This window comes from Agrobacterium sp. 22-214-1, from assembly GCF_053522465.1.
In genome coordinates this window covers 1476682-1496044 of sequence record NZ_JBNWCK010000001.1, presented here as the reverse complement: position 1 = coordinate 1496044, position 19363 = coordinate 1476682, and the positions used below count along the sequence as shown (strand labels likewise).

Annotated in this window: 25 protein-coding genes and 1 tRNA gene; 1 reads left to right on the top strand and 25 read right to left on the bottom strand. The window is 59.6% G+C overall.

Annotated features, from left to right (window positions below):
* Positions 1-2: 2 nt before the first annotated feature.
* The 10 genes from ACQZ5G_RS07525 to ACQZ5G_RS07480 form a co-directional block, all read right to left on the bottom strand.
* Positions 3-836, bottom strand: coding sequence for a DUF6030 family protein (locus tag ACQZ5G_RS07525; RefSeq protein ID WP_448737285.1), 834 nt, complete (start codon positions 834-836; stop codon positions 3-5).
* Positions 837-986: 150 nt separating this feature from the next.
* The gene (gene yacG / locus ACQZ5G_RS07520; RefSeq protein ID WP_448737286.1) at positions 987-1214 is read right to left on the bottom strand and encodes a DNA gyrase inhibitor YacG; all 228 of its coding nucleotides are present in this window, start codon (positions 1212-1214) and stop codon (positions 987-989) included.
* A gap of 3 nt (positions 1215-1217) precedes the next feature.
* Positions 1218-1841: a Maf-like protein gene (locus tag ACQZ5G_RS07515; protein WP_448737287.1), complete on the bottom strand. Its 624-nt coding sequence runs from the start codon at positions 1839-1841 to the stop codon at positions 1218-1220.
* 33 nt (positions 1842-1874) lie between these two features.
* Complete coding sequence (infA, locus tag ACQZ5G_RS07510) at positions 1875-2093, bottom strand: translation initiation factor IF-1 (protein ID WP_003503453.1); 219 nt, start codon at positions 2091-2093, stop codon at positions 1875-1877.
* A gap of 143 nt (positions 2094-2236) precedes the next feature.
* Entirely contained in the window at positions 2237-2725 is a 489-nt protein-coding gene (locus ACQZ5G_RS07505; protein ID WP_004432476.1) for an arsenate-mycothiol transferase ArsC, read from the bottom strand.
* A gap of 2 nt (positions 2726-2727) precedes the next feature.
* On the bottom strand, positions 2728-3201 hold the full coding sequence (locus tag ACQZ5G_RS07500) for a UPF0262 family protein (protein WP_004432477.1): 474 nt from the start codon (positions 3199-3201) through the stop codon (positions 2728-2730).
* Between the two features lie 3 nt (positions 3202-3204).
* Complete coding sequence (hisD, locus tag ACQZ5G_RS07495; RefSeq protein ID WP_448737288.1) at positions 3205-4503, bottom strand: histidinol dehydrogenase; 1299 nt, start codon at positions 4501-4503, stop codon at positions 3205-3207.
* Between the two features lie 133 nt (positions 4504-4636).
* A complete protein-coding gene (locus ACQZ5G_RS07490; protein WP_004432481.1) occupies positions 4637-5077 on the bottom strand; it encodes a DUF2948 family protein in 441 nt (146 codons plus the stop codon).
* A gap of 114 nt (positions 5078-5191) precedes the next feature.
* Entirely contained in the window at positions 5192-6484 is a 1293-nt protein-coding gene (gene murA, locus ACQZ5G_RS07485; RefSeq protein ID WP_004432483.1) for a UDP-N-acetylglucosamine 1-carboxyvinyltransferase, read from the bottom strand.
* Between the two features lie 103 nt (positions 6485-6587).
* The gene (locus ACQZ5G_RS07480; protein WP_004432485.1) at positions 6588-6854 is read right to left on the bottom strand and encodes a hypothetical protein; all 267 of its coding nucleotides are present in this window, start codon (positions 6852-6854) and stop codon (positions 6588-6590) included.
* Between the two features lie 155 nt (positions 6855-7009).
* On the opposite strand from ACQZ5G_RS07480, the gene ACQZ5G_RS07475 reads away from it, so the two are divergent.
* Positions 7010-7084, top strand: a tRNA-Thr gene (locus tag ACQZ5G_RS07475).
* 187 nt (positions 7085-7271) lie between these two features.
* Here the strand turns inward: ACQZ5G_RS07475 and ACQZ5G_RS07470 are convergent.
* The 15 genes from ACQZ5G_RS07470 to fliI form a co-directional block, all read right to left on the bottom strand.
* Positions 7272-8213: a flagellin N-terminal helical domain-containing protein gene (locus ACQZ5G_RS07470; RefSeq protein WP_448737289.1), complete on the bottom strand. Its 942-nt coding sequence runs from the start codon at positions 8211-8213 to the stop codon at positions 7272-7274.
* A gap of 240 nt (positions 8214-8453) precedes the next feature.
* Positions 8454-9419, bottom strand: coding sequence for a flagellin N-terminal helical domain-containing protein (locus tag ACQZ5G_RS07465; RefSeq protein WP_004432488.1), 966 nt, complete (start codon positions 9417-9419; stop codon positions 8454-8456).
* A gap of 408 nt (positions 9420-9827) precedes the next feature.
* A complete protein-coding gene (locus tag ACQZ5G_RS07460) occupies positions 9828-10748 on the bottom strand; it encodes a flagellin N-terminal helical domain-containing protein (protein WP_004432490.1) in 921 nt (306 codons plus the stop codon).
* Between the two features lie 372 nt (positions 10749-11120).
* Positions 11121-11858, bottom strand: a complete 738-nt coding sequence (gene fliP, locus ACQZ5G_RS07455) for a flagellar type III secretion system pore protein FliP (protein ID WP_059760555.1) — start codon at positions 11856-11858, stop codon at positions 11121-11123.
* Positions 11855-12355 (bottom strand): flagellar basal body-associated FliL family protein, encoded by a 501-nt coding sequence (locus ACQZ5G_RS07450; RefSeq protein ID WP_035259607.1) that lies wholly within the window; start codon positions 12353-12355, stop codon positions 11855-11857. The genes fliP and ACQZ5G_RS07450 overlap by 4 nt, the downstream gene beginning before the upstream one ends.
* A gap of 28 nt (positions 12356-12383) precedes the next feature.
* Positions 12384-13103, bottom strand: coding sequence for a flagellar basal body L-ring protein FlgH (gene flgH / locus ACQZ5G_RS07445; protein WP_020810646.1), 720 nt, complete (start codon positions 13101-13103; stop codon positions 12384-12386).
* A complete protein-coding gene (locus ACQZ5G_RS07440) occupies positions 13100-13636 on the bottom strand; it encodes a MotE family protein (RefSeq protein ID WP_004432496.1) in 537 nt (178 codons plus the stop codon). Before ACQZ5G_RS07440 ends, flgH begins: the two co-directional genes overlap by 4 nt.
* The gene (locus ACQZ5G_RS07435; protein ID WP_448737597.1) at positions 13633-14724 is read right to left on the bottom strand and encodes a flagellar basal body P-ring protein FlgI; all 1092 of its coding nucleotides are present in this window, start codon (positions 14722-14724) and stop codon (positions 13633-13635) included. The genes ACQZ5G_RS07440 and ACQZ5G_RS07435 overlap by 4 nt, the downstream gene beginning before the upstream one ends.
* Positions 14725-14750: 26 nt before the next feature.
* Positions 14751-15239, bottom strand: a complete 489-nt coding sequence (gene flgA / locus ACQZ5G_RS07430) for a flagellar basal body P-ring formation chaperone FlgA (protein WP_004432498.1) — start codon at positions 15237-15239, stop codon at positions 14751-14753.
* 20 nt (positions 15240-15259) lie between these two features.
* A complete protein-coding gene (flgG, locus tag ACQZ5G_RS07425; RefSeq protein ID WP_004432499.1) occupies positions 15260-16048 on the bottom strand; it encodes a flagellar basal-body rod protein FlgG in 789 nt (262 codons plus the stop codon).
* Between the two features lie 18 nt (positions 16049-16066).
* A complete protein-coding gene (locus ACQZ5G_RS07420) occupies positions 16067-16402 on the bottom strand; it encodes a flagellar hook-basal body complex protein FliE (RefSeq protein WP_448737291.1) in 336 nt (111 codons plus the stop codon).
* Positions 16399-16818 carry a flagellar basal body rod protein FlgC gene (gene flgC, locus ACQZ5G_RS07415; RefSeq protein WP_020811275.1) on the bottom strand — a complete coding sequence of 140 codons (420 nt, stop codon included), beginning with the start codon at positions 16816-16818 and terminating at the stop codon, positions 16399-16401. The genes ACQZ5G_RS07420 and flgC overlap by 4 nt, the downstream gene beginning before the upstream one ends.
* Before the next feature lie 3 nt (positions 16819-16821).
* On the bottom strand, positions 16822-17214 hold the full coding sequence (gene flgB / locus ACQZ5G_RS07410; protein ID WP_004432502.1) for a flagellar basal body rod protein FlgB: 393 nt from the start codon (positions 17212-17214) through the stop codon (positions 16822-16824).
* 171 nt (positions 17215-17385) lie between these two features.
* Complete coding sequence (locus ACQZ5G_RS07405) at positions 17386-17910, bottom strand: hypothetical protein (protein ID WP_448737598.1); 525 nt, start codon at positions 17908-17910, stop codon at positions 17386-17388.
* A 42-nt stretch (positions 17911-17952) separates the two neighbouring features.
* On the bottom strand, positions 17953-19359 hold the full coding sequence (fliI, locus tag ACQZ5G_RS07400; protein ID WP_448737292.1) for a flagellar protein export ATPase FliI: 1407 nt from the start codon (positions 19357-19359) through the stop codon (positions 17953-17955).
* Positions 19360-19363 lie beyond the last annotated feature (4 nt).

The following is a 19363-nucleotide window of genomic DNA, read 5'->3' as shown; positions in this document are numbered from 1 at the left end:
CCTCACCGGACACGGTCTTTCTTGACGGACGCATAGAGCGCCGGCCGATCCGGTGGAGCGGCTGGGTTAAGCCAGCGATCCCGGTCGAAGAAACTGCGTGTCAGCTTCAACCCCGGCGATTGTTCGTTTGCGAGCAAAATCACGTTCAGGCGATGCGGCGCCGTCGGTTCCGGTTTCATGGAAACCGAAATGCCGAAATGTTGTGCCTGATAAGGCTGCATCCGGCGTGCCGGCTCAAGCATGTCCGCCAGATCGGCCCAGCGTGTCTGTCCGATAATCATGGCGAGCGCTTCATCGAGCTTCGTCAGAACGGCCGCCCCGTCCGGTGTCTTGGGCGCAACGGCCTTCATCCGGATGGAGCGAATTTCTCCCGAGGCTTCCCCCCTGATTTCAAGAAACAGCGATGCCCGCTCGGCCGGGTCCGATGCGTTTCCTGCCGCAAGATCGGCCATGCATTCGAAACTGCGGATGTTGACCGGGCTCGCGTGCCAGCCCTGCGGGTTGGAGAAACCAGCGGCGGTAAAGCGGTCGCAGAGCTCCTTGCCGGAAACAACGAAATCGCGGGCGAAAGATGCTCTGTCGCCCACTTGCTCGAACTTCAGCAGATGCGGCGGCAGAGAGACTTTTTGGACGGCGAGTTTCTGCCGCTTGACGGGCTTCATCTTCGGCGGCGCGGCGGACTGTATGGCGGGCGCCAGATTGAGATAGGCCAGCAGGCTTTTGAGGTGCTTCTTGTCATTGGCCAGCAGCACGGTTGCGCCTATGGCAAGGCAAACGGCCAGCACCGCAAACAGCAGCGCGCCATGGCTCACTCTCTTCTGCAAGCCTGCGTCCATCGCAAGACCTTAAAGGGCTGGCGGAAAAAGGCGCCAGCCGGTTCTGATATGGTTTTTCGGGCTGTCGGCAACCCGGTGAATATGTGGTGTGAGCGGTGGCTCTGAAAATCTTATGCAATTCACCGCCGAAGTTTCCGGCGGTGCACGGTCTCATTCGGCGTTATTTTTACCGCCGTCCTGTCCGCCGGCGCTGCTTTCATCGTCTGCAACCGGAATGGCGTAGGAGCCTTTCAGCCAGCGGGCAAGATCGAGCGAGCGACAGCGATCCGAACAGAAAGGATAGTCCTCGCGCGTCGAGGGCCGCCCGCATTCCGGGCATGGCTGGGATTTGCGAAGCGGGGTGACGTTTCCAGCGCCTTCGGTGGGGGACTTTGCCATGGCCTATCCTTCGAGCCAGCCCGAAGTCACCTCAAATCCTTCTCCGGAAAGAAGCGACATGGTTTCATAAAGCGGCAGGCCGACGACATTGGTATAGGAGCCGGTCAGTTTCTGCACGAAGGCGCCGGCAATGCCCTGGATACCATAGGCTCCCGCTTTGCCGCGCCACTGGCCCGACGCAATGTAAGCCTCGATCTCTCGCGTGGAGAGGCGCTTGAAGCGCACCTTGGTCTCCGCGACCTTCTGCCGGATCTTGCCGCCGGGGGTCACGAGGCAGATGCCGGTATAGACCCAATGGCTGCGTCCCGAAAGAAGATGCAGCGCCGCCGAGGCCTCTTCCGTATATTCGGCCTTGCCGACGATGCGGCGACCAACGGCGACCACGGTATCGGATCCCAGAACATAGGCGTCTTTCCACGCCTGTTCGTTCTTCAGCGCCGCCTGCGCGGCTTCCACCTTCTGCAGTGACAGACGACGGCAGAGCGTACGCGGATGCTCGAGCTTGGCCGGCGTCTCGTCGATATCCATCGGCATCAGACGTGCCGGTTCGATACCGATCTGATGCAGCAGCTCCAGACGCCGCGGCGAGCCGGATGCCAGAACGAGCTTTTGTTTTGAATTGGTCATTGCGCTGCCCGGGCGTCCGATGCGGAAGGTGGATTACTTGAAGCGATAGGTGATGCGGCCCTTGGTGAGGTCGTAAGGCGTCATTTCGACCAGCACCTTGTCGCCGGCCAGAACGCGGATACGGTTCTTGCGCATGCGGCCCGCCGTGTGGGCGATGATTTCGTGGTCGTTCTCAAGCTTCACGCGGAATGTTGCGTTCGGCAGCAATTCGGTTACGATGCCCGGGAATTCAAGGACTTCTTCTTTTGTCATGTAAGGGTTTTCTTCCTGTTGATAGTGCCGGACATGTCCTGTCCGGGAAAATTGCGCGGAAACTACACAATCCCGGCACATTTGTGAACCTCTAAAGCATCGGCTTGAAAATCGCGATTGATTTTAACAGGCCGAGGCAGTTTTCAGTCTTTTGAAAGCGTATCCGCCACCGGCTGCTGCCGCCTCGGCAGTCGTTCCGAGATCAGCTTTGCCAGATGGTCCCGCACCTCGCGATACGCGTCGAGAATCTGCTCGCGCGTGCCTGTGATCACCGTCGGGTCCATGGTCGGCCAATAGACCACGTCGAGCGAATTCGAGCGCGTCAGTTCCAGTGCGGCGTGGTGGGCTTCCGGCGTCAATGTAATGATCAGATCGAAAAAATCATCCTCGATCTCATCCAGAGTGCGTGGTTTGTGTTTGCCCAGCGAAAACCCCTGTTCTTCCAGCACCGCATCCACGAATGGATCGCGCTCGCCGGCCCGCACGCCGGCGGACTGTATATAGATGCCGGGCGCCACCAGCCGTTTGGCGATGACCTCCGCCATGGGGGAACGGATGGAGTTCATGCCGCACATGAAGAGGACCGATTTGGGCGCTCGTCCCTCGTTTGGCGCTGCGGCAGGATCGATCATCTCTAACCCCGCCAATAAAGCACGCAGACAAGGGTGAAGAGGCGGCGCGCCGTGTCGAAATCTATCCTGATCTTGCCGGAAAGCCGGTCCATCAGCGTCTGTGAGCCATCATTGTGAATGCCGCGCCGGCCCATGTCGATCGCCTCGATCTGGCTCGGCGTAGAGGAGCGGATCGCTTCGTAATAGCTTTCGCAAATCAGGAAATAATCCTTGATGATGCGGCGGAACGGCGTCAGCGACAGAATATGGGTCGCGACATCCTTCTCGTCTTCGGTGCGGATTGAAAAAACCAGCTTGGCATCGACCAGCGATATATGCAGCCGATAGGGGCCGCCATCATGGCCGAAGGGTTCGAAGCTGTTTTCTTCGATCAGGTCGAAAATGGCGACGGCGCGTTCATGCTCAACGTCGGGCGTGGACCGGCCGATGCTGTCGTCCAGTACCACGTCGCAAAGCCGGAAATCGCCTGAAGCCATCGCTTAACTTTCCGGATTGAGGCGAATGGAGACGGAACGCGCATGCGCGTCCAGTCCCTCGGACCGGGCAAGGGTGATGGCCGCGGGCGCAAGCTGTCGCAGCTGCTCCGGTCCAAGCCGCAGGATCGAGGTGCGCTTGACGAAATCCAGCACCGAGAGGCCAGAGGAGAAGCGCGCCGACCGCGCCGTCGGGAGCACGTGGTTGGAGCCGCCGACATAATCGCCGATCACTTCCGGCGTATGGCGTCCGACGAAGATCGCGCCCGCATTGCGGATATGCGCCATCAGGGCATCCGGGTCATCGACGGCAAGTTCCAGATGCTCGGCGGCGATGCGGTTGGCGAGCGGAATGGCGTCGGTGAGCTTTTCGACCAGAATGACCGCGCCGAAATCGGCCCAGCTCGCCGCCGCCGTCTCGGAGCGCGACAGGCGCTTCAACTGCCGCTCGACAGCGGCTTCAACGGCCTTGCCGAGTTCGGCATTGTCGGTGATCAGGATGGATTGCGCGCCGCGATCATGCTCCGCCTGCGCCAGAAGATCGGCGGCAAGCCAGTCGGGATCATTGTCCCTGTCGGCAATAACCAGCACTTCGGAGGGACCGGCGATCATGTCGATACCGACGGTGCCGAAGACCTGGCGCTTTGCGGCCGCCACATAGGCATTGCCGGGACCGACGATCTTGGCGACCGGCGCGATGGTTTCCGTGCCATAGGCAAGTGCGGCGACGGCCTGCGCGCCGCCGATGCGATAGATTTCCTCGACGCCCGCAATACGCGCCGCAGCCAGCACCGCCGGATTGACCGCGCCGCCATTGGCCGGCACGACCATGACGATGCGCTCCACACCGGCGACCCTGGCAGGCACGGCGTTCATCAGCACCGAGCTTGGATAGCTCGCCGTGCCGCCGGGCACATAAAGGCCCACAGCTTCGATGGCGGTCCAGCGCGAGCCGAGGCCCACGCCGATATCGTCCTCGTAAATATCATCCTTCGGCATTTGCCGTGCATGGTGTTTTTCGATACGCCGGGCGGCGAGTTCAAGCGCCTCGATGACGCTCTTGTCGACGGTGGCGAAGGCCGCATCGATCTCGTCCGCCGTCACCCGCATCGAGACCTTGGTGAAATCGATACCGTCGAATTTCTGGGAATAATGGGCAAGGGCCGCATCGCCGCGATGGCGGACATCGTTGATGATGTCGCGAACGGTTGCGTTGACGTCTTCGGAAACTTCTCTCTTGGTTGTCAGGAAGGCCGCGAATTTCCGTTCGAAATCCGCCGACGCCTGCTCCAGCCAGATTGCCACGCCATTACCCTTTCATTGTCCCCGCGGGCGATCCCGCGAGGTGCACGAACTTACCGCAGAAAAATTGCGGCTCTGGTATGTGGCATAAATCGAAACGGTGACGAAAGGCAACCGTTGCAATGGCGCGGTGTGCTTATTCGCTGTCTGGATGATGCGGTTTGGCGGCGGTTTCCCAGGCGCCGCTCACATCGGTCAATTGCGCCTCGATGCATTCGACATCGAGCGCGATGGCGCCGCCGCCCGAAAGCGTCAATTCCACGGCTCCATCTGGTCCTTCGCCGTTCTGCACGAAGCGGATGGCAAGAAGCGACAGCACCTGTTCCCTGTCGGCGCGGTTGATGCCGTGCGAGCGGACGGCCGAGACCCGTTTCAGGAAAACGACGCTGCGGCAGCGTTCCGGCGGCAGGTTCTTTTTGTCAGTGCTTTCCCAGACGAAACGGTTGGCGGAAAGCGTGAACTGGCCGTGCTTCGGCTCGAAGGCAACATCCTTCAGCTTGAAGACACTGTCCTGCATATGCGTCGAGATGACGGAGAGATCTTCAGTATCCAGCGCGAGCAATTTCAGGCCGCTCATCTTCTTCTTCCTTCTTCTGCGGTGCGGACCGCTATTTCCATGACTTACATTGGAAATAGGCAGTCCGGGCTCACTCTGCAACGGGTAGAAAACGGATGAGCGGCGAAGACAGGATCAATCGCTGACGCGTTCGACCAGCGCACCACAGCGGGTGAGCTTTTCCTCAAGGCGTTCGAAGCCGCGATCGAGGTGGTAGACGCGCGAAACCATGGTCTCGCCTTCCGCCACGAGGCCGGCAATGACCAGCGATACGGAAGCGCGCAGATCGGTCGCCATGACAGGCGCGCCCTTCAGGCGGGAGACACCCTCGATGCGTGCCATCTGGCCGGAAAGCGAAATCTTCGCACCGAGACGGGCGAGTTCCTGCACATGCATGAAGCGGTTTTCAAAGATGGTTTCGGTGATATGCGAAACACCCTGCGAACGGGTCATCAGCGCCATGAACTGCGCCTGCAGGTCGGTGGGGAAGCCGGGGAAGGGCTCGGTGACGATATCGACCGGCTGGATGCCGTTGCCGTTGCGCACGACGCGAAGGCCGGTTTCCGTCTCGCTGATCGTGGCGCCTGCAAGCCTGAGCGTGTCGAGCGCGTTGTCGAGCAGCGCTGCGCGCGTGCCTTCCAGCACCACGTCACCGCCGGTCATTGCCACTGCCATGGCATAGGTGCCGGTTTCGATGCGATCCGGCAGAACGCGGTGGCGCGCGCCGGAAAGCGAGGTGACGCCTTCGATGGTGATGGTGGAGGTGCCGGCGCCTTCGATCTTCGCGCCCATGGCGATCAGGCATTGCGCCAGATCCACCACTTCCGGTTCGCGGGCGGCATTGTGGATGACGGTGGTGCCGCGGGCAAGGCTTGCGGCCATCAGCATCACATGCGTCGCGCCGACGGAAACTTTCGGGAAGGTGTAAACCGCACCGATCAGGCCGCCCTTGGGTGCCGTGGCGTTGATGTAGCCGCCATCGATCTCCATCGTTGCGCCGAGCGCCTCAAGGCCCTCGATGAACAGGTCGACCGGGCGCGTGCCGATGGCGCAGCCGCCGGGCAGGGAAACGCGGGCGCGGCCCTCACGCGCCAGAAGCGGGCCGATGACCCAGAAGCTTGCGCGCATCTTGGAGACCAGCTCATAGGGAGCTGTCGTATCGACAATGGTGCGGCAGGTGAAATGCACGGTGCGCGAATAGGCTTCGCCCTGGCTTTCGCGGCGGCCGTTGACGGAAATATCGACGCCATGATTGCCGAGAATGCGGATGAGCTGCTCCACGTCCGCCAGATGCGGCACGTTTTCGAGCGTCAGCGTGTCGCTGGTCAGAAGCGATGCGATCATCAACGGCAAGGCGGCGTTTTTGGCGCCGGAGATGGGAATGATGCCGTTTAGCTTGTTGCCACCCGTAATTCTGATGCGATCCATGCGTCCCTACGGGCCTGTGCCCGCCTTTCTTTATCGTGCCTTGCGGAAAGGCGCGTCCTTAGACGAATTTCCGCGGCGTTTCAATTTATGCTTGGTGAATTCTCTATGAGGATGATTCGTCCGTTTTTGCGGCAGGCAGGCCAATCGTCTCGTCCTCTTCGCCGGCACGGCGCGCGCGAACCTGCTGTTTGCGCTTTAAAAGATTTTCACGAAGCTTCTTGGCCGCCCGCGCCTTGCGTTCCGCCTCACGCTGCCGCGCCTTTTCGCCGGGCCCCGCCTGCGGCTTGCCATCGGCCACCGGGGCGGATGCTTCCGCGGAAGCGCCGGCGGAAACCGCTGCCTTTGCCTGTTTGTCATGATGTTCGTTCATAGATTCAGCAATATCTGAAAAATGTATTTTTCAACAGGGGGCACGCTTTTTTGCCCCGCTTGATGAAGAATATCGTTTTGCGACTTGCGCTCGTCAAAAACCTATGGCAATAGGCCGCCACGCTTGATGCTGAAGCAAACGCTTCGGCACCGGATGCTGCTATAGCTCAGGGGTAGAGCACTCCCTTGGTAAGGGAGAGGCCGAGAGTTCAAATCTCTCTAGCAGCACCATTTCTCTCCGAAATTTCAAATGTTTACGTGGTTGTTGAACCGATCGCCTGTGGCGGTTGATGCATGCGCGCGCCACGCGGTTAGCGGCAAATGGAAAACCGCGCCCCTTTCGAAGCGCGGTTTCCATATCCGAATATTCTGTTGCTGCCAGAGCGGGACGAAACCGCCCGTAGCCATCGGGCGCCGCTTACTGACGGAATAGCGACAGGATATTTTCGGAACTGGTATTGGCGATGGAAAGCGACTGGATGCCCAGCTGCTGCTGTGTCTGCAATGCCTTGAGACGTGTTGATTCTTCGTTCATGTCCGCATCCACCAGGCGGCCGATGCCGCTGTCGATGGAGTCGGTGAGCTTGGAGATGAAATCTTCCTGCAGGCCGATGCGCATCTTGATCGATCCGAGGGCGGAGGAGGCGCTGCTCAGAGACTGAAATGCGGTTTCGACATCGGTGAGAAGATTGCCGATCGTGTAGGTCGGGGGCGTTGCACTATCGAAAAGTTTGAGATTGATGTCCCATACTGAAATGCCCGAGGCTACGCCGGCCTCTCCGATGATGCCTTTCGTGGTGTCGAGCGTTGCCGGCGTGCCGGTCAGGCCAAAAATCACATTGGGTGTTTCTGTCGCGGTCGTCGTATCGATAAGCGTATAGTCGGTTTTCGTCACGTTGACGGAACCGCTGCCGTCACGGACAAAGCCGGAAACGACGGTCTTTGCGCCGGTGCCCAGCAACCAGTTTTCACCGCTGAAAGATGCGCCCTGCGCAATCGATTCCAGCTGCTTTTTCAGTTGGTCGATTTCTTCCTGGATCTTCGTCTTGTCGACGCCCTCTTCGGTTGCTGCAACGATTTTCGATTTGATTTCTTTCACGACTTCGACGGCGCTTTCCATTGCGGAATAAGCGACATCGATCTTCGCCGCGCCGAGTCCGAGTGCATCCTGAACCGCGGAAAGGGCCATGTTGTCCGAACGCATGGTGGTCGCGATCGACCAATAAGCGGCGTTGTCGGAAGCCGTTTTAACGCGCAGCCCGGAAGAAACTCTGGATTGTGTGTCTTCGAGCTGGCCGCTGATTGCACGCAGTGTCTGAAGCGCCGACATGGCGGCGGTGTTTGTCAGAATACTTGTCATAATTGCCCCTTTGAGCTGGCTAAATGGGAAGGGACATTCCGGGATCGCCGGAAACGACAACGCGGCGTGATGCCTGTTAACCTCTTTTTCGTCTTGGTTAACGAGTCGTTTCGATGGCTTGATTTAGCGGTGATTTGGTTAATGAAGTCTTAATCAGGAAATTCATGAATTTTGCAGTCAATTGCACAAACAAAAACCGCGCCTTTCGGCGCGGTTGATTTTTTCGCTTTCGGTCTTCGATTAACGGAAGAGCGACAGGATGCTTTCGGAGTTGCTGTTGGCGATCGAGAGAGCCTGAACGCCGAGCTGCTGCTGGGTCTGCAGGGCCTTGAGGCGGGTGGACTCTTCGTTCATGTCAGCGTCCACGAGGCGGCCGATGCCCTTGTCGATGGAGTCGGACAGCTTGGACGCGAAGTCTTCCTGCAGGCCGATACGCATGGAGAGCGAGCCGAGCTTGGCTGCGGCGCTCGTCATTGCCTTGAGAGCGTTTTCAACCATCGTCAGTGCTTCGGCCATGTTGGTGGCGCGGTCTGCGGCTGCATACTGGGTGATGTCCAGTGTGTAGACGGACTGGGCGGTAGCGACGTTCGTGAGCGTTCCGGTCGTGCCGAGGATGCCGGTCGTATCGGGGACGCCTGCGGAGTCGACCGAACCGAAAAGAGTGTTGCCGGTAGCGGTGTTGTCGAGGGCGTATTTCGTGGTCGTGACGTTAACGGCACCGCCGGTGGAGCGAACGAAGCCAGCAACGACCGACTTGTCCGGGTCCGTACCGGGCGTTGCTGCGCCGAGGGTCGAAGCGCCTACGAGCCAGTTTTCGCCGTAGAAGGATGCGCCCTGTGCGATCGATACGAGCTGGTTCTGCAGCTGATCGATTTCTTCCTGAACCTTGGTGCGGTCGACGCCTTCTTCAGTTGCCGTGACCAGCTTTGCCTTGATTTCCTTAACGACTTCGATTGCCGATTCCATACCGGCAGAAGCGGTGTCTACCTTGGCAGCGCCGAGGCCGAGAGCGTCGGAAACCGAGGAGAGCGCCATGTTGTCGGAGCGCATGGTGGTCGCGATCGACCAGTAAGCAGCGTTGTCAGCAGCTTCGCCAACGCGGAGGCCGGAAGAAACGCGTGCCTGGGTGGATTCCATGTTCTGGCCGATGGTGCGCAGAGTCTGGAGCGCAGACATTGCTGCGACATTGGTAATAATGCTCGTCATAGTAGTGTGCCCCTTGAATGGCTGATTAAAGAAGGGACATTCCGGTTTCACCGGGAACGGCGCACAGCATCATGCCTGCTAACTTGCTGATTTTTAACGTTAGCTCGCCGTTTCGATGAGCTTAGGTAACGCCAGTTTGGTTAATGAATTGATAAGCGGGAAAAGAAAATCAGCATTATGAAAATTCAAAATTACAACTCTCGCGCGTGCGCGCGCGTATTCCGAAATATTTAAAAAAAAGATAAGGCCGCATCCTTATTCGGGATGCGGCCTGTCTGGTGCATTCGGTTCGATTCAGCCTATCGAACCTTTATGCTTTCTGCCCGGATATGCATTTGGTCAGCCCCCGAATGCATGTGGGAAGAAAATGGATCCCCCAGCCCCGAAGGGCTATGAGAAGCTCAGCTCTTAGCGGAAGAGCGACAGGATGTTCTGCGAGTCGCTGTTGGCGATCGACAGAGCCTGAATTGCCAGCTGCTGCTGCGTCTGCAGAGCCTTCAGCTTGGTGGACTCTTCGTTCATGTCGGCGTCGACGAGGCGGCCAACACCCTTTTCGATGGAGTCGGACAGCTTGTCGGCGAAGTCGGTCTGCAGGTCGATACGTGCAGACAGCGAACCGAGCTTGGCGCCGGCGCTGGTCATCTTCGTCAGGGCCGTTTCAACGGAGTAAAGAGCGTTGTCCAGGTCATCGGTGCCGACGTTGAGGTCGAGAACGGAAATCTGGGTGTAGGTCTTGGCGCCGACGGTGGTGGTTGCACCGGTAGCGTTCAGGATACCGGAGTTGGCATCGATCGTGCCCGGCGTCGCTTCGGTGTAGAGCATGGACGATGCATCCAGCGCGTAGTCCGTCGTCTTGACGCTGACATTGCCGTTGTCGTCACGGACGAAGCCGGATACGACCGTCTTGGTGGCGTTGCCGGTGGAAACGAGCCAGTTTTCACCGTTGAACGAAGCGCCCGTGCCGATCGACTTCAGCTGATCGAGAAGCTGGGTAACTTCTTCCTGAATCTTGGTCTTGTCGACGCCTTCTTCCTTTGCGGCAACGACCTTGGCCTTGATCTGGGTGACAACATCGATAGCGGCTTCCATACCGGCAGATGCGGTGTCAACCTTGGCAGCGCCCATGCCCAGTGCGTCAGATACTGCGCCGAGAGCCTTGTTGTCGGAACGCATGGTGGTCGCGATCGACCAGTAAGCAGCGTTGTCCGAAGCCGAACCAACCTTCAGGCCGGAAGAAATGCGGTCCTGCGTGGTCGACAGGTCGGAAGCGATGGAGCGCAGGGTCGAGAGAGCGGCCATTGCGTTGGTGTTGGTGAGAATGCTTGCCATAATAAATGTGTCCCTTGTTTTTACGAGATACTGGAGTGGGGACATACCGGGTTTGGTATTACCGGTCGCAACGTTTCGGCTTCATGCCACTCGGTTCGGAAATGCTTAGTTTCAGAAACCAAACCCGCTGCGTGTAGAAAGAAATTCGCAGCGAAAAATTGCCCAATTATTAATTTGGTGGCCAAGAAATATTGGAAAATACTTATGGTTACTTTTTAATTTAGTTAAATGGTAATTTTTTTATTTAAAAAGATAGTTACCAAGTCGCCAGAAAAACTGGTAACCAAAGCGTTAAAATGCGCAAAACCCGCGTAGCTGGGCACGCGGGGTTAAAAAACAGGGTTAACGGGTGTCAATCAGGCACAGAGGCCGTCAGTTGAACGATCTGACGAGACTGCCGACCAGCAGGTTCCAGCCGTCGATCAGCACGAAGAACAGGATCTTGAACGGCAGTGAAATCGAGGTCGGCGGCAGCATCATCATGCCCATCGCCATCGTGATGGTGGCGACGATCAGATCGATGACCAGAAACGGCAGGATGATGAGAAAACCGATCTCGAAACCGCGCCGGATTTCCGACAGCATGAAGGCGGGAACCAGCACACGGTAATCGACGACATTGTCGGTCATCACTTCCTGGCCGCGCTCGCGGGCGATGTCGACGAAAAGCTTCAGATCCTTGTCACGCGTATTGGCGTTCATGAAGGTGCGGAAGGGCTCGGCGATGCGCTGCACGGCCTGCTGTTCGTTGATCTGGTTCTGCAGAAGCGGCTGCACGCCGTCGGTCCAGGCTTTGTCGAAAGTAGGCGACATGACGTAGAAAGTCATGAACATCGCCATCGACAGCAGGATCATGTTGGACGGGGTCGAAGCCAGTCCCATGCCGGATCTGAGGATCGAAAAGGCGATCACGAAGCGCGGAAAGCTCGTGACCATGATCAGAATGCCCGGCGCGACCGAGAGAACCGTCAGCAGGCCGAAGGTGCGGATGATCCATGCCGCGACGGAGCCGTCTATCTGCGTGTTGAACAGATCGGACGGAAATTGCTGGGCACTGGCAAGACCCGGCAAGGCAAGGAGGACGGCGATGGTTACAAGAAATCGAATCATTCGATGACAAAGGTCCGGAACATGACCTTGGATACGCGCCCTTGAGAGCGCAGGTCAACTCGTTCCTGAATGTCATCCTTAAGATATTGAAAGCCGCGCGGCCCTTCCAGCTGCTGAAGGGAAACGGTGCGGACATAGGCCATGATGTCCTGGTGGATATCTTCCGCCAGACCCACCTCGACCGGCCCCTTGAACATCAGCGCCACTTCCAGCCGCACCCAGTTCGTCGAGGGATAGGCGAGGTTGGTGGTGATGGGATCGAGCTGGACGATGCCGTTCGCCTCGGCCGAGATTTTCTCGATACCCTCTTCCTTTTTCTCGCCGTGTCCGCCGGCGGCAGCCGGGGCATGCGCCTCCGCGCCGGCGATCTTCGGCGCGATCATGCCGCCCACCAGCCAGCCGCCGCCCGCGCCGAGCAGGGTGAGGATCGCAACGCCTGCGATGGTCATGACCAGAGGGGAGGATTTTTTCTTGCCCTCAGCCTGTTCGTTTTCCATGGGTCAGTCCCGTTCCCGTGTGCCGAGGTCAGAGCGGCGAGAACAGGTCGACGACCTGTTGCCCGACCGGGGGCTGCTGCACTTCCGTCAGACGTCCGCGACCGCCATAGGAGATGCGCGCTTCGGCGATGCGCTCGTAGGAGATCATGTTCTGTGCATCCACATCCTGCGGCCTGACGATACCGCCGACATTGAGGATGCGGATTTCGTGGTTCACGCGCACTTCCTGCGAACCGCTGATGATGAGGTTGCCGTTTTCCAGAATGCCGGTCACCACGGCGGCCACCAGCAGCGTCAGCTTTTCAGAACGCTTGGTCTTGCCCTTTGCCTGGGTGTCGGTGTCGGAACCGTAATTGATGCTGGAATCGGCCTTCGGGTTCCAGCCGAACACCTGCGCATCCGCCTTCCAGTTCAAACCGCTGGAATTGGTGCGGTTGCGCTCGGTCTCATTGTCGAAATCGGCCTTGTCGTTGATCTGGATGTTGACGGTCAGGATGTCGCCGATGTTGAGCGCGCGCAGATCCTTGAACAGGGCGCCCTGGCTGTCGCTCCACAGCGAATAGCCGCTCGCCATGTGTTTCGGCTGCTTGGGATACATGCCCATTTGCGGCGTCTGGCTGAATTGCAGGCCGCTGCCGATCGGGCTCATCGCGGGTGCGTTGCCGATTTCCTTCAGGGTCTGGTTGTTCTGGCAGCCGGCAAGCAAGGCGAGCGGCAGGAGGAGGGCCGGAAGACGACGCGTGCTCATGAAGGATCCTTCGAAGTGTTTTTATCGGTTGCCTGCGACATGATGCCGGCGACGACAGCGGCCTTCTGCGCATCCATCTCGCTGAGGATGAGGCCCGACTGGCGCGGCGGCAGCTGCATGATGATGGCGGCCGCTATTTCCACATGCATCTTTTCGAGCTGGGGAGCGGCGGCATCGGCCTTCATCGTCTTGTAGATATCGACGAGATTGCTTTTCGCCTGATTGAGGAAATGTTCGCGGCGGGCCAGCCAGTCCTCATATTCCGCCTTGCGGTCTTCCAGCACGGCAATGCGCTCGTTGACGTCGGACTGCAGCTTTTCCAGCTCCTGCTTTTGCAGCAGATAGCGCTGGTCGCGGGCCGCGTCGGCGATGTTGGTGCAGAATTTCTGGATTTCATCCTGCGTGCTGAGTTCCGAAACCACGTTCTGCTGGCTTTCGGCGCCAGCAGCGGGAAGCAGGAAAAGCAGCGAGGCGACGGCCGCGAAGCGGACAAGGCCATTCGGGAAAGCGTTGTTCTTCCGAGTTTCCATCATTGCAGCACAAGCTCCGCCTGAAGGGCGCCGGCGGATTTGATGCCTTGCAGAATGGCGATGATACCGTCCGCCTTGAGCCCGATGCTGTTGAGACCGGCAACCAGCGTGCGAAGGTCAGGCCCTTCGACGATGGCGACCTTGCTGCCTTCCTGCAATGCCATGATATCCGTCTGCGGCTGCACGGCCGTCTGGCCGCGCGAGAAGGGCGCCGGCTGGATGACCTGCGGCGTTTCCGTCACCTGCACGGTCAGCGTTCCGTAGCTGACGGCGACGCGGGAAATGCGCACATCCGCGCCGATGACGATCGTGCCGGTGCGCTCGTTGATGACGACCTTGGCCGGCGTATCCGTTTCCACGGTCAGGTTTTCGATTTCCGCCATCAGCCGGGTGAGATCCGCGACGCGGGGCTTCTGCACCGCGATTTCCTGCGAATCGCGCGGCTCGGCGATGGGATCGCCATAATGGGCGCGCGCAAAGGCGTTGACGACATCGGCGACGCGCACCGCCGTCGAAAAATCGGGATTGCGCAGCTGAAGGACCAGATTGACCGAATCCTTGAACTTGGACGGCAGTTCCCGCTCGATGATCGCGCCGTTCGGCACGCGGGCGGACGTGGTGACGCCCTGCGTCAGCGTCGCGGCATCCCCCTGTGCGGAAAAGCCGTTGACGATCAGCGCGCCCTGGGCGACCGCGTAGATCTGGCCGTCCGCGCCGGAAAGCGAGGTCATGATGAGCGTGCCGCCGCGCAGCGACGAGGCGTCGCCCAGCGAGCTGACCGTCACGTCGACACGGCTGCCGGGGCTGGCGAAGGGCGGCAGATTGGTCGTCACCATCACGGCGGCGATGTTCTTGGCGTTCGACTGGCCGCCCTGCGTGGTGATGCCGAGATTCTGCAGCATCGCGCGCATGGATTGCTCGGTAAACGGCGAGGAGCGCAGGCTGTCGCCCGTGCCCTGCAGGCCGACCACGAGACCGTAACCGATCAGCTGGTTGTCACGCCCGGCCTGCAGCGATGCGATATCCTTGATGCGGGATGTATCCGCGTGCGCTGCCGGAACGGAAAGGAAGGGCTGGGCCGAAAACAGAATGGCCGCGGCCAGGATACGAAGCACTCTCATTTCGCCATCACCTGAATGGTTCCGTCCTTCATGACCGTGCCGTTGACGATGACGCCGGAATCGATGTTGCGCACCCGCACGATTTCGCCGAGCGAGCCGTCGGTCATCGGCGTTCCCGAAGCCATCAGCGTCATGTTGCCGATGGTGAAGACGAGTTTGACGCTGGTGCCGCGCACCACCAGCGAGGGTTCGCGCAGGGCGGCAACGGGGATCGTGCGTCCGGGAAGCAGGGTCTGCTTGGAGATCATGCCTTCCACTTCGCTGATATCGCTCGCATAACCCGAGGAAATATTGGGATTGGTCACTTCCACCGGCTTCACCTGTTCGGGCGTGATCGTCTCGCCCGGATAGATCGTGCGGGTGGGAACCAGCGCCATCGGCGCCTGGGCAAGAGCGGGCGTCAGGACGCCCAGTGAAAAGGCAGACGCAAGGCATATACGGACGAGCGCCGTTCTGCTGCTGCTATGTTTCCGGCCAAACCTCATGTTCGCCTGCCTTTCCGTTCTTACTTCAGGTTCTTGCTGACAATCGAAGCCATTTCGTCAGCGGTGGTGATGACCTTGGAATTCATCTCGTAGGCGCGCTGCGCCGTGATCAGGTCGGTGATTTCCTTGACGGCGTCGACGTTCGAGCCTTCGAGATAGGACTGCTTGATGTAGCCGTAGCTCGGATCGTCAGGCACGCCGATCACCGCGTCGCCGGAGGCCGGCGTCTGGGCGAAGAGGTTGTCGCCGAGCGGCTTCAGGCCGGCTTCGTTGGCGAAGTTGGCGATGGTGAGCTGGCCGAGTTCGGTGAATTCCGTGGCATTGCCGATACGGGCGGTCACCTGGCCCGTGCGGGTAACGGTGATGTCCTGCGCATCGGTCGGGATATTGATGTTCGGAATGACGTTATAGCCATCGATCGTCACGAGATTACCGTCGGCATTCTTGTTGAAGGCGCCGGCGCGGCTGTAGAGCGTCGAACCGTCAGCCGCCTCGATCTGGAACCAGCCCTGGCCGATGATCGCGACGTCCAGCTTGTTGCCGGTCTCGATCAGGTTGCCCTGGGTGTGGATGTTGCGCACGGCCGAGGTCTGCACGCCGAGGCCGATATTGGCGCCCTCGGGCACGATCGCCTGGTTGGCGCGGTTCGGCACGCCCTGCATGCGCTCGGTCTGGTAAAGAAGATCGGTGAACTCCGCACGCGCGCGCTTGTAACCGGTGGTGTTGATATTGGCGATGTTGTTGGCGATGACTTCCAGATTGGTCTGCTGGGCGTCCATACCGGTGGCAGCGATGGCAAGAGCTCTCATGTCAATATTCCTGCTGGGCTAGATCTGCATCTTGGTAATGTCGAGATAGGCCGACACGATCTTGTCTCGGAGCGCGATGGCGGTCTGCAGCGACTGTTCGGCCGAAAGCATGGCATCGACCACTTCACGCGTATTCGCCTTGCCCTGAATGCCTTCGAAGGAAGCGACTTCCGCCTTCTTCAGATTGTTCATCGCATCCACCGAGATATTGCCGAGAACGCTGGCGAAGCTTGCGCCCGTCTGCTGGGCGGGCGTCGTCTGCTCGCTGCCGAAAACGCTTTCCGTCAGTGCGGAAATGCCGCTTGCGCCGCGGGTGAGCGAAAGGGAACTGACTTGCTTGATACCGTCGATCATTGCGATGCCTTCAGAAGGTCGATTGTGGAGGCGACGAGGTCGCGTGTCTGGCGGATGACCTGAAGATTGGCGTCGTAGCTGCGGTTTGCTTCGCGCATGTCCGCCATTTCGATCAGGATGTTGACGTTTGGCATCTTCACCATGCCGTTGCTGTCGGCGGCCGGGTTGCCGGGATCGTATTCGTTAATGAAATCGCCACGGTCGACGCCGAGCTTCTTCACCGTTACGCGCTCCACGCCGCTGACGCGGTCGAGCTCGGAACCGAAAGTGATGGTCTTGCGACGATAGGGGTCGGCGCCGGGGGTGTCGCCGGTCGATCTGGCGTTGGCGATGTTTTCGGAGACGATGCGCAGTCGCGTGGACTGCACTTCCAGGCCGCTGCCGGCAATCTTGCTCGCCGCACTCAAGGGATCCATGGCTTACCTCTTAACCGTCATCAGCATCATGCGATGGAAGGATTTGACGAGATTGGCGTTCAGCTCGTACTGCCGCTTGATCTCGCCGGTCTTGGTCATTTCTTCCGCAAGCGCGACCGAATTGCCCGATTCCTGCATGCCGATCTCGTTATTGACCGGGTTGTCGCGCACCGCGATATTGTCGCTGAGGGTGCTCTCGCCGAAGTGGGCAGGGTTGGTCCTCGCCATGCCGACCTGCTGGCTGGTGGCCTGCATGACCGCTTCGAAAGGGCTGACATCCTTGGCGCGGAACTTGGGTGTGTTGGCGTTGGCGATGTTGGTCGCCACGACTTCCTGCCGCACGCTCAGCCATTCCGCTTGGCGGGATGCCAGATCGAACAGTTGAATCGGTTGCATAGACTTCTCCATCTCGTATGGCCCGAACCTACGGGGCTAATCTTGCGTCAGACTTGCGGAGAGGGGAGAAGGCGCGGAACGGCGCAAGACGCGGATGTGGATGCGGCCTGCCCAAAACAAAAAAGGCGCGCCGGCAGATGCGGCGCGCCTTTTGAACCAGAGAAAAATCTTCTATTTTTCAGGGCGATAGGTTTTCCCGGAAGACGTCTCTATCAGCCACTCGCCGTTGCGCTGTTCGATCTTCGTCAGCAACGCATTGTCCGGCAGGGTCGAACCGACCCTCACCATATACATGCCCGAACCGTCCTCGATCAGGGCGCGGCCGTTGGAAACATGCAGCAGACGGAAGGAGGTCTGGCCGGGGAAGGGCTGATCCTCGATCCCGGCTGCCAGATCGTTCTGTTTTTCCTTGCCGCCAGCGTTCACGGTCGCCGTCGTCAGCATGTCGGGCAGATCCGCCGGCGGCGGGGTGTCTTCCTTGTTGCGGTTGGTCATGGCCATCGGCGAGACGCTGAAGACTTCCCGCGGGCCGGTATGGGGCAGATCGCGGGTGCGGTCGCCGCCCGCCACCTTCATGCCGAATTTTTCCTCGTTGAAGAACACGTACCACGGAAAAAATGCTGCTGCAGCGGCAAGCGTGATGCCTGTCCATGCCAGAATACGGTCGGGCGTGAAGAAAATCGGCCTGGGCAGCACGTCTTCATCGTGGCTATCGTTGTTCCGCTTTTTCTTCACGGGTCAGCCTCTCGCTCTTGGGGTTACCTGCGGCTGACCGTTCTGCGCTCCGTTCCGTAAGGCGGTCGCAAGATCAGCATAGGCATCCTGTGCCGCCGGTTCGTCCGGCAGCTGCTTCAATGTCTCGTAGATGATTGGAACCTGCTTCACCGCCATGTCGAGATCGGGGTCGGTTCCAGGCCGATAACCGCCGATGAGGCGAAGATCGCGCGTTTCCTCGAAGCGATGCACCAGCGCCTTGAGGCGCGACACCAGCTTTTCCTGATCCGGCGTCCAGGCCTTCTTGGCTAGACGCGAGATCGAGGCGAGCGGGTTGATCGGCGGGTAACGGCCTTCTTCGGCAAGGCTGCGGTCGAGCACGATATGGCCATCGAGAATACCGCGGGTCGAATCCGCAATCGGGTCGTTGTGATTGTCGCCATCCACCAGAATGGAGACGATGGCGGTGATGGTACCGGTGCCTTCCGCGCCCGGTCCCGCCCGCTCCAGAAGGCGCGGCAGTTCGGTGAAGACCGAGGCCGGATAGCCGCGCGCCACCGGCGGCTCTCCCGAAGCGACCGCCACTTCGCGGATGGCATGGGCAAAGCGCGTCACGCTGTCGATGATAAGAAGGACATTGTCGCCCTGATCGCGAAAATGTTCGGCGATGGTGACGGCGGAAAGCGGCGCCATCTTGCGCAGCATCGGGCTCTCATCGCTTGTCGCAACGACGGCGATGGACTTGCTCATATTCTCGCCCATCGTGTCTTCGATGAATTCGCGCACTTCACGGCCGCGTTCGCCGACAAGAGCAATTACCACCTTGTCAAAGGCGTCTGCCTTGGCAAGCATCGACAGCAGCGTAGATTTGCCCACACCGGAACCGGCGAAAATGCCGAGGCGCTGGCCGAGGCAAAGCGGCGAGAAGATATCGATTGCCCGCACACCGGTCTTGAAAGGCGTTTCCACCCTTTTGCGCGTCATTGAGGGCGGCGCATTGTTGGAAATCGAACGGCGCTCGATGCCGGAGGCCAGAGGCCCCTGTCCGTCGATAGGTTCGCCGAGCGCATTGATGGTGCGTCCGCACCAGCTATCATCGGGCGAGACGCGGAAGGCGCCCTTGCGGATGACGGTATCGTGAATGCCGATCGGCTCGCCGGGCTCGATGGGGCAGACATAGCAGATGTCCGGTTCCACGCGCACCACTTCGCCGAGATGAATGCCGGTCGCGCTGCGATGGGCGACGAATTCTCCGAGCCGTACATGCCGCGACAGGCCGGAAACCGTATAGTGCCCGGCGGCGATGGTGCGGACATGGCCGCCATGCGCCACCGAGAACTCCGGGTCGGCATAATGCTCGGCAAGGCTGGCCAGCTGTGCGAGCTTCGGTGAAATGGCGTCAGCCGAGAGCATGGATTCCGGCATTGTCATTAGT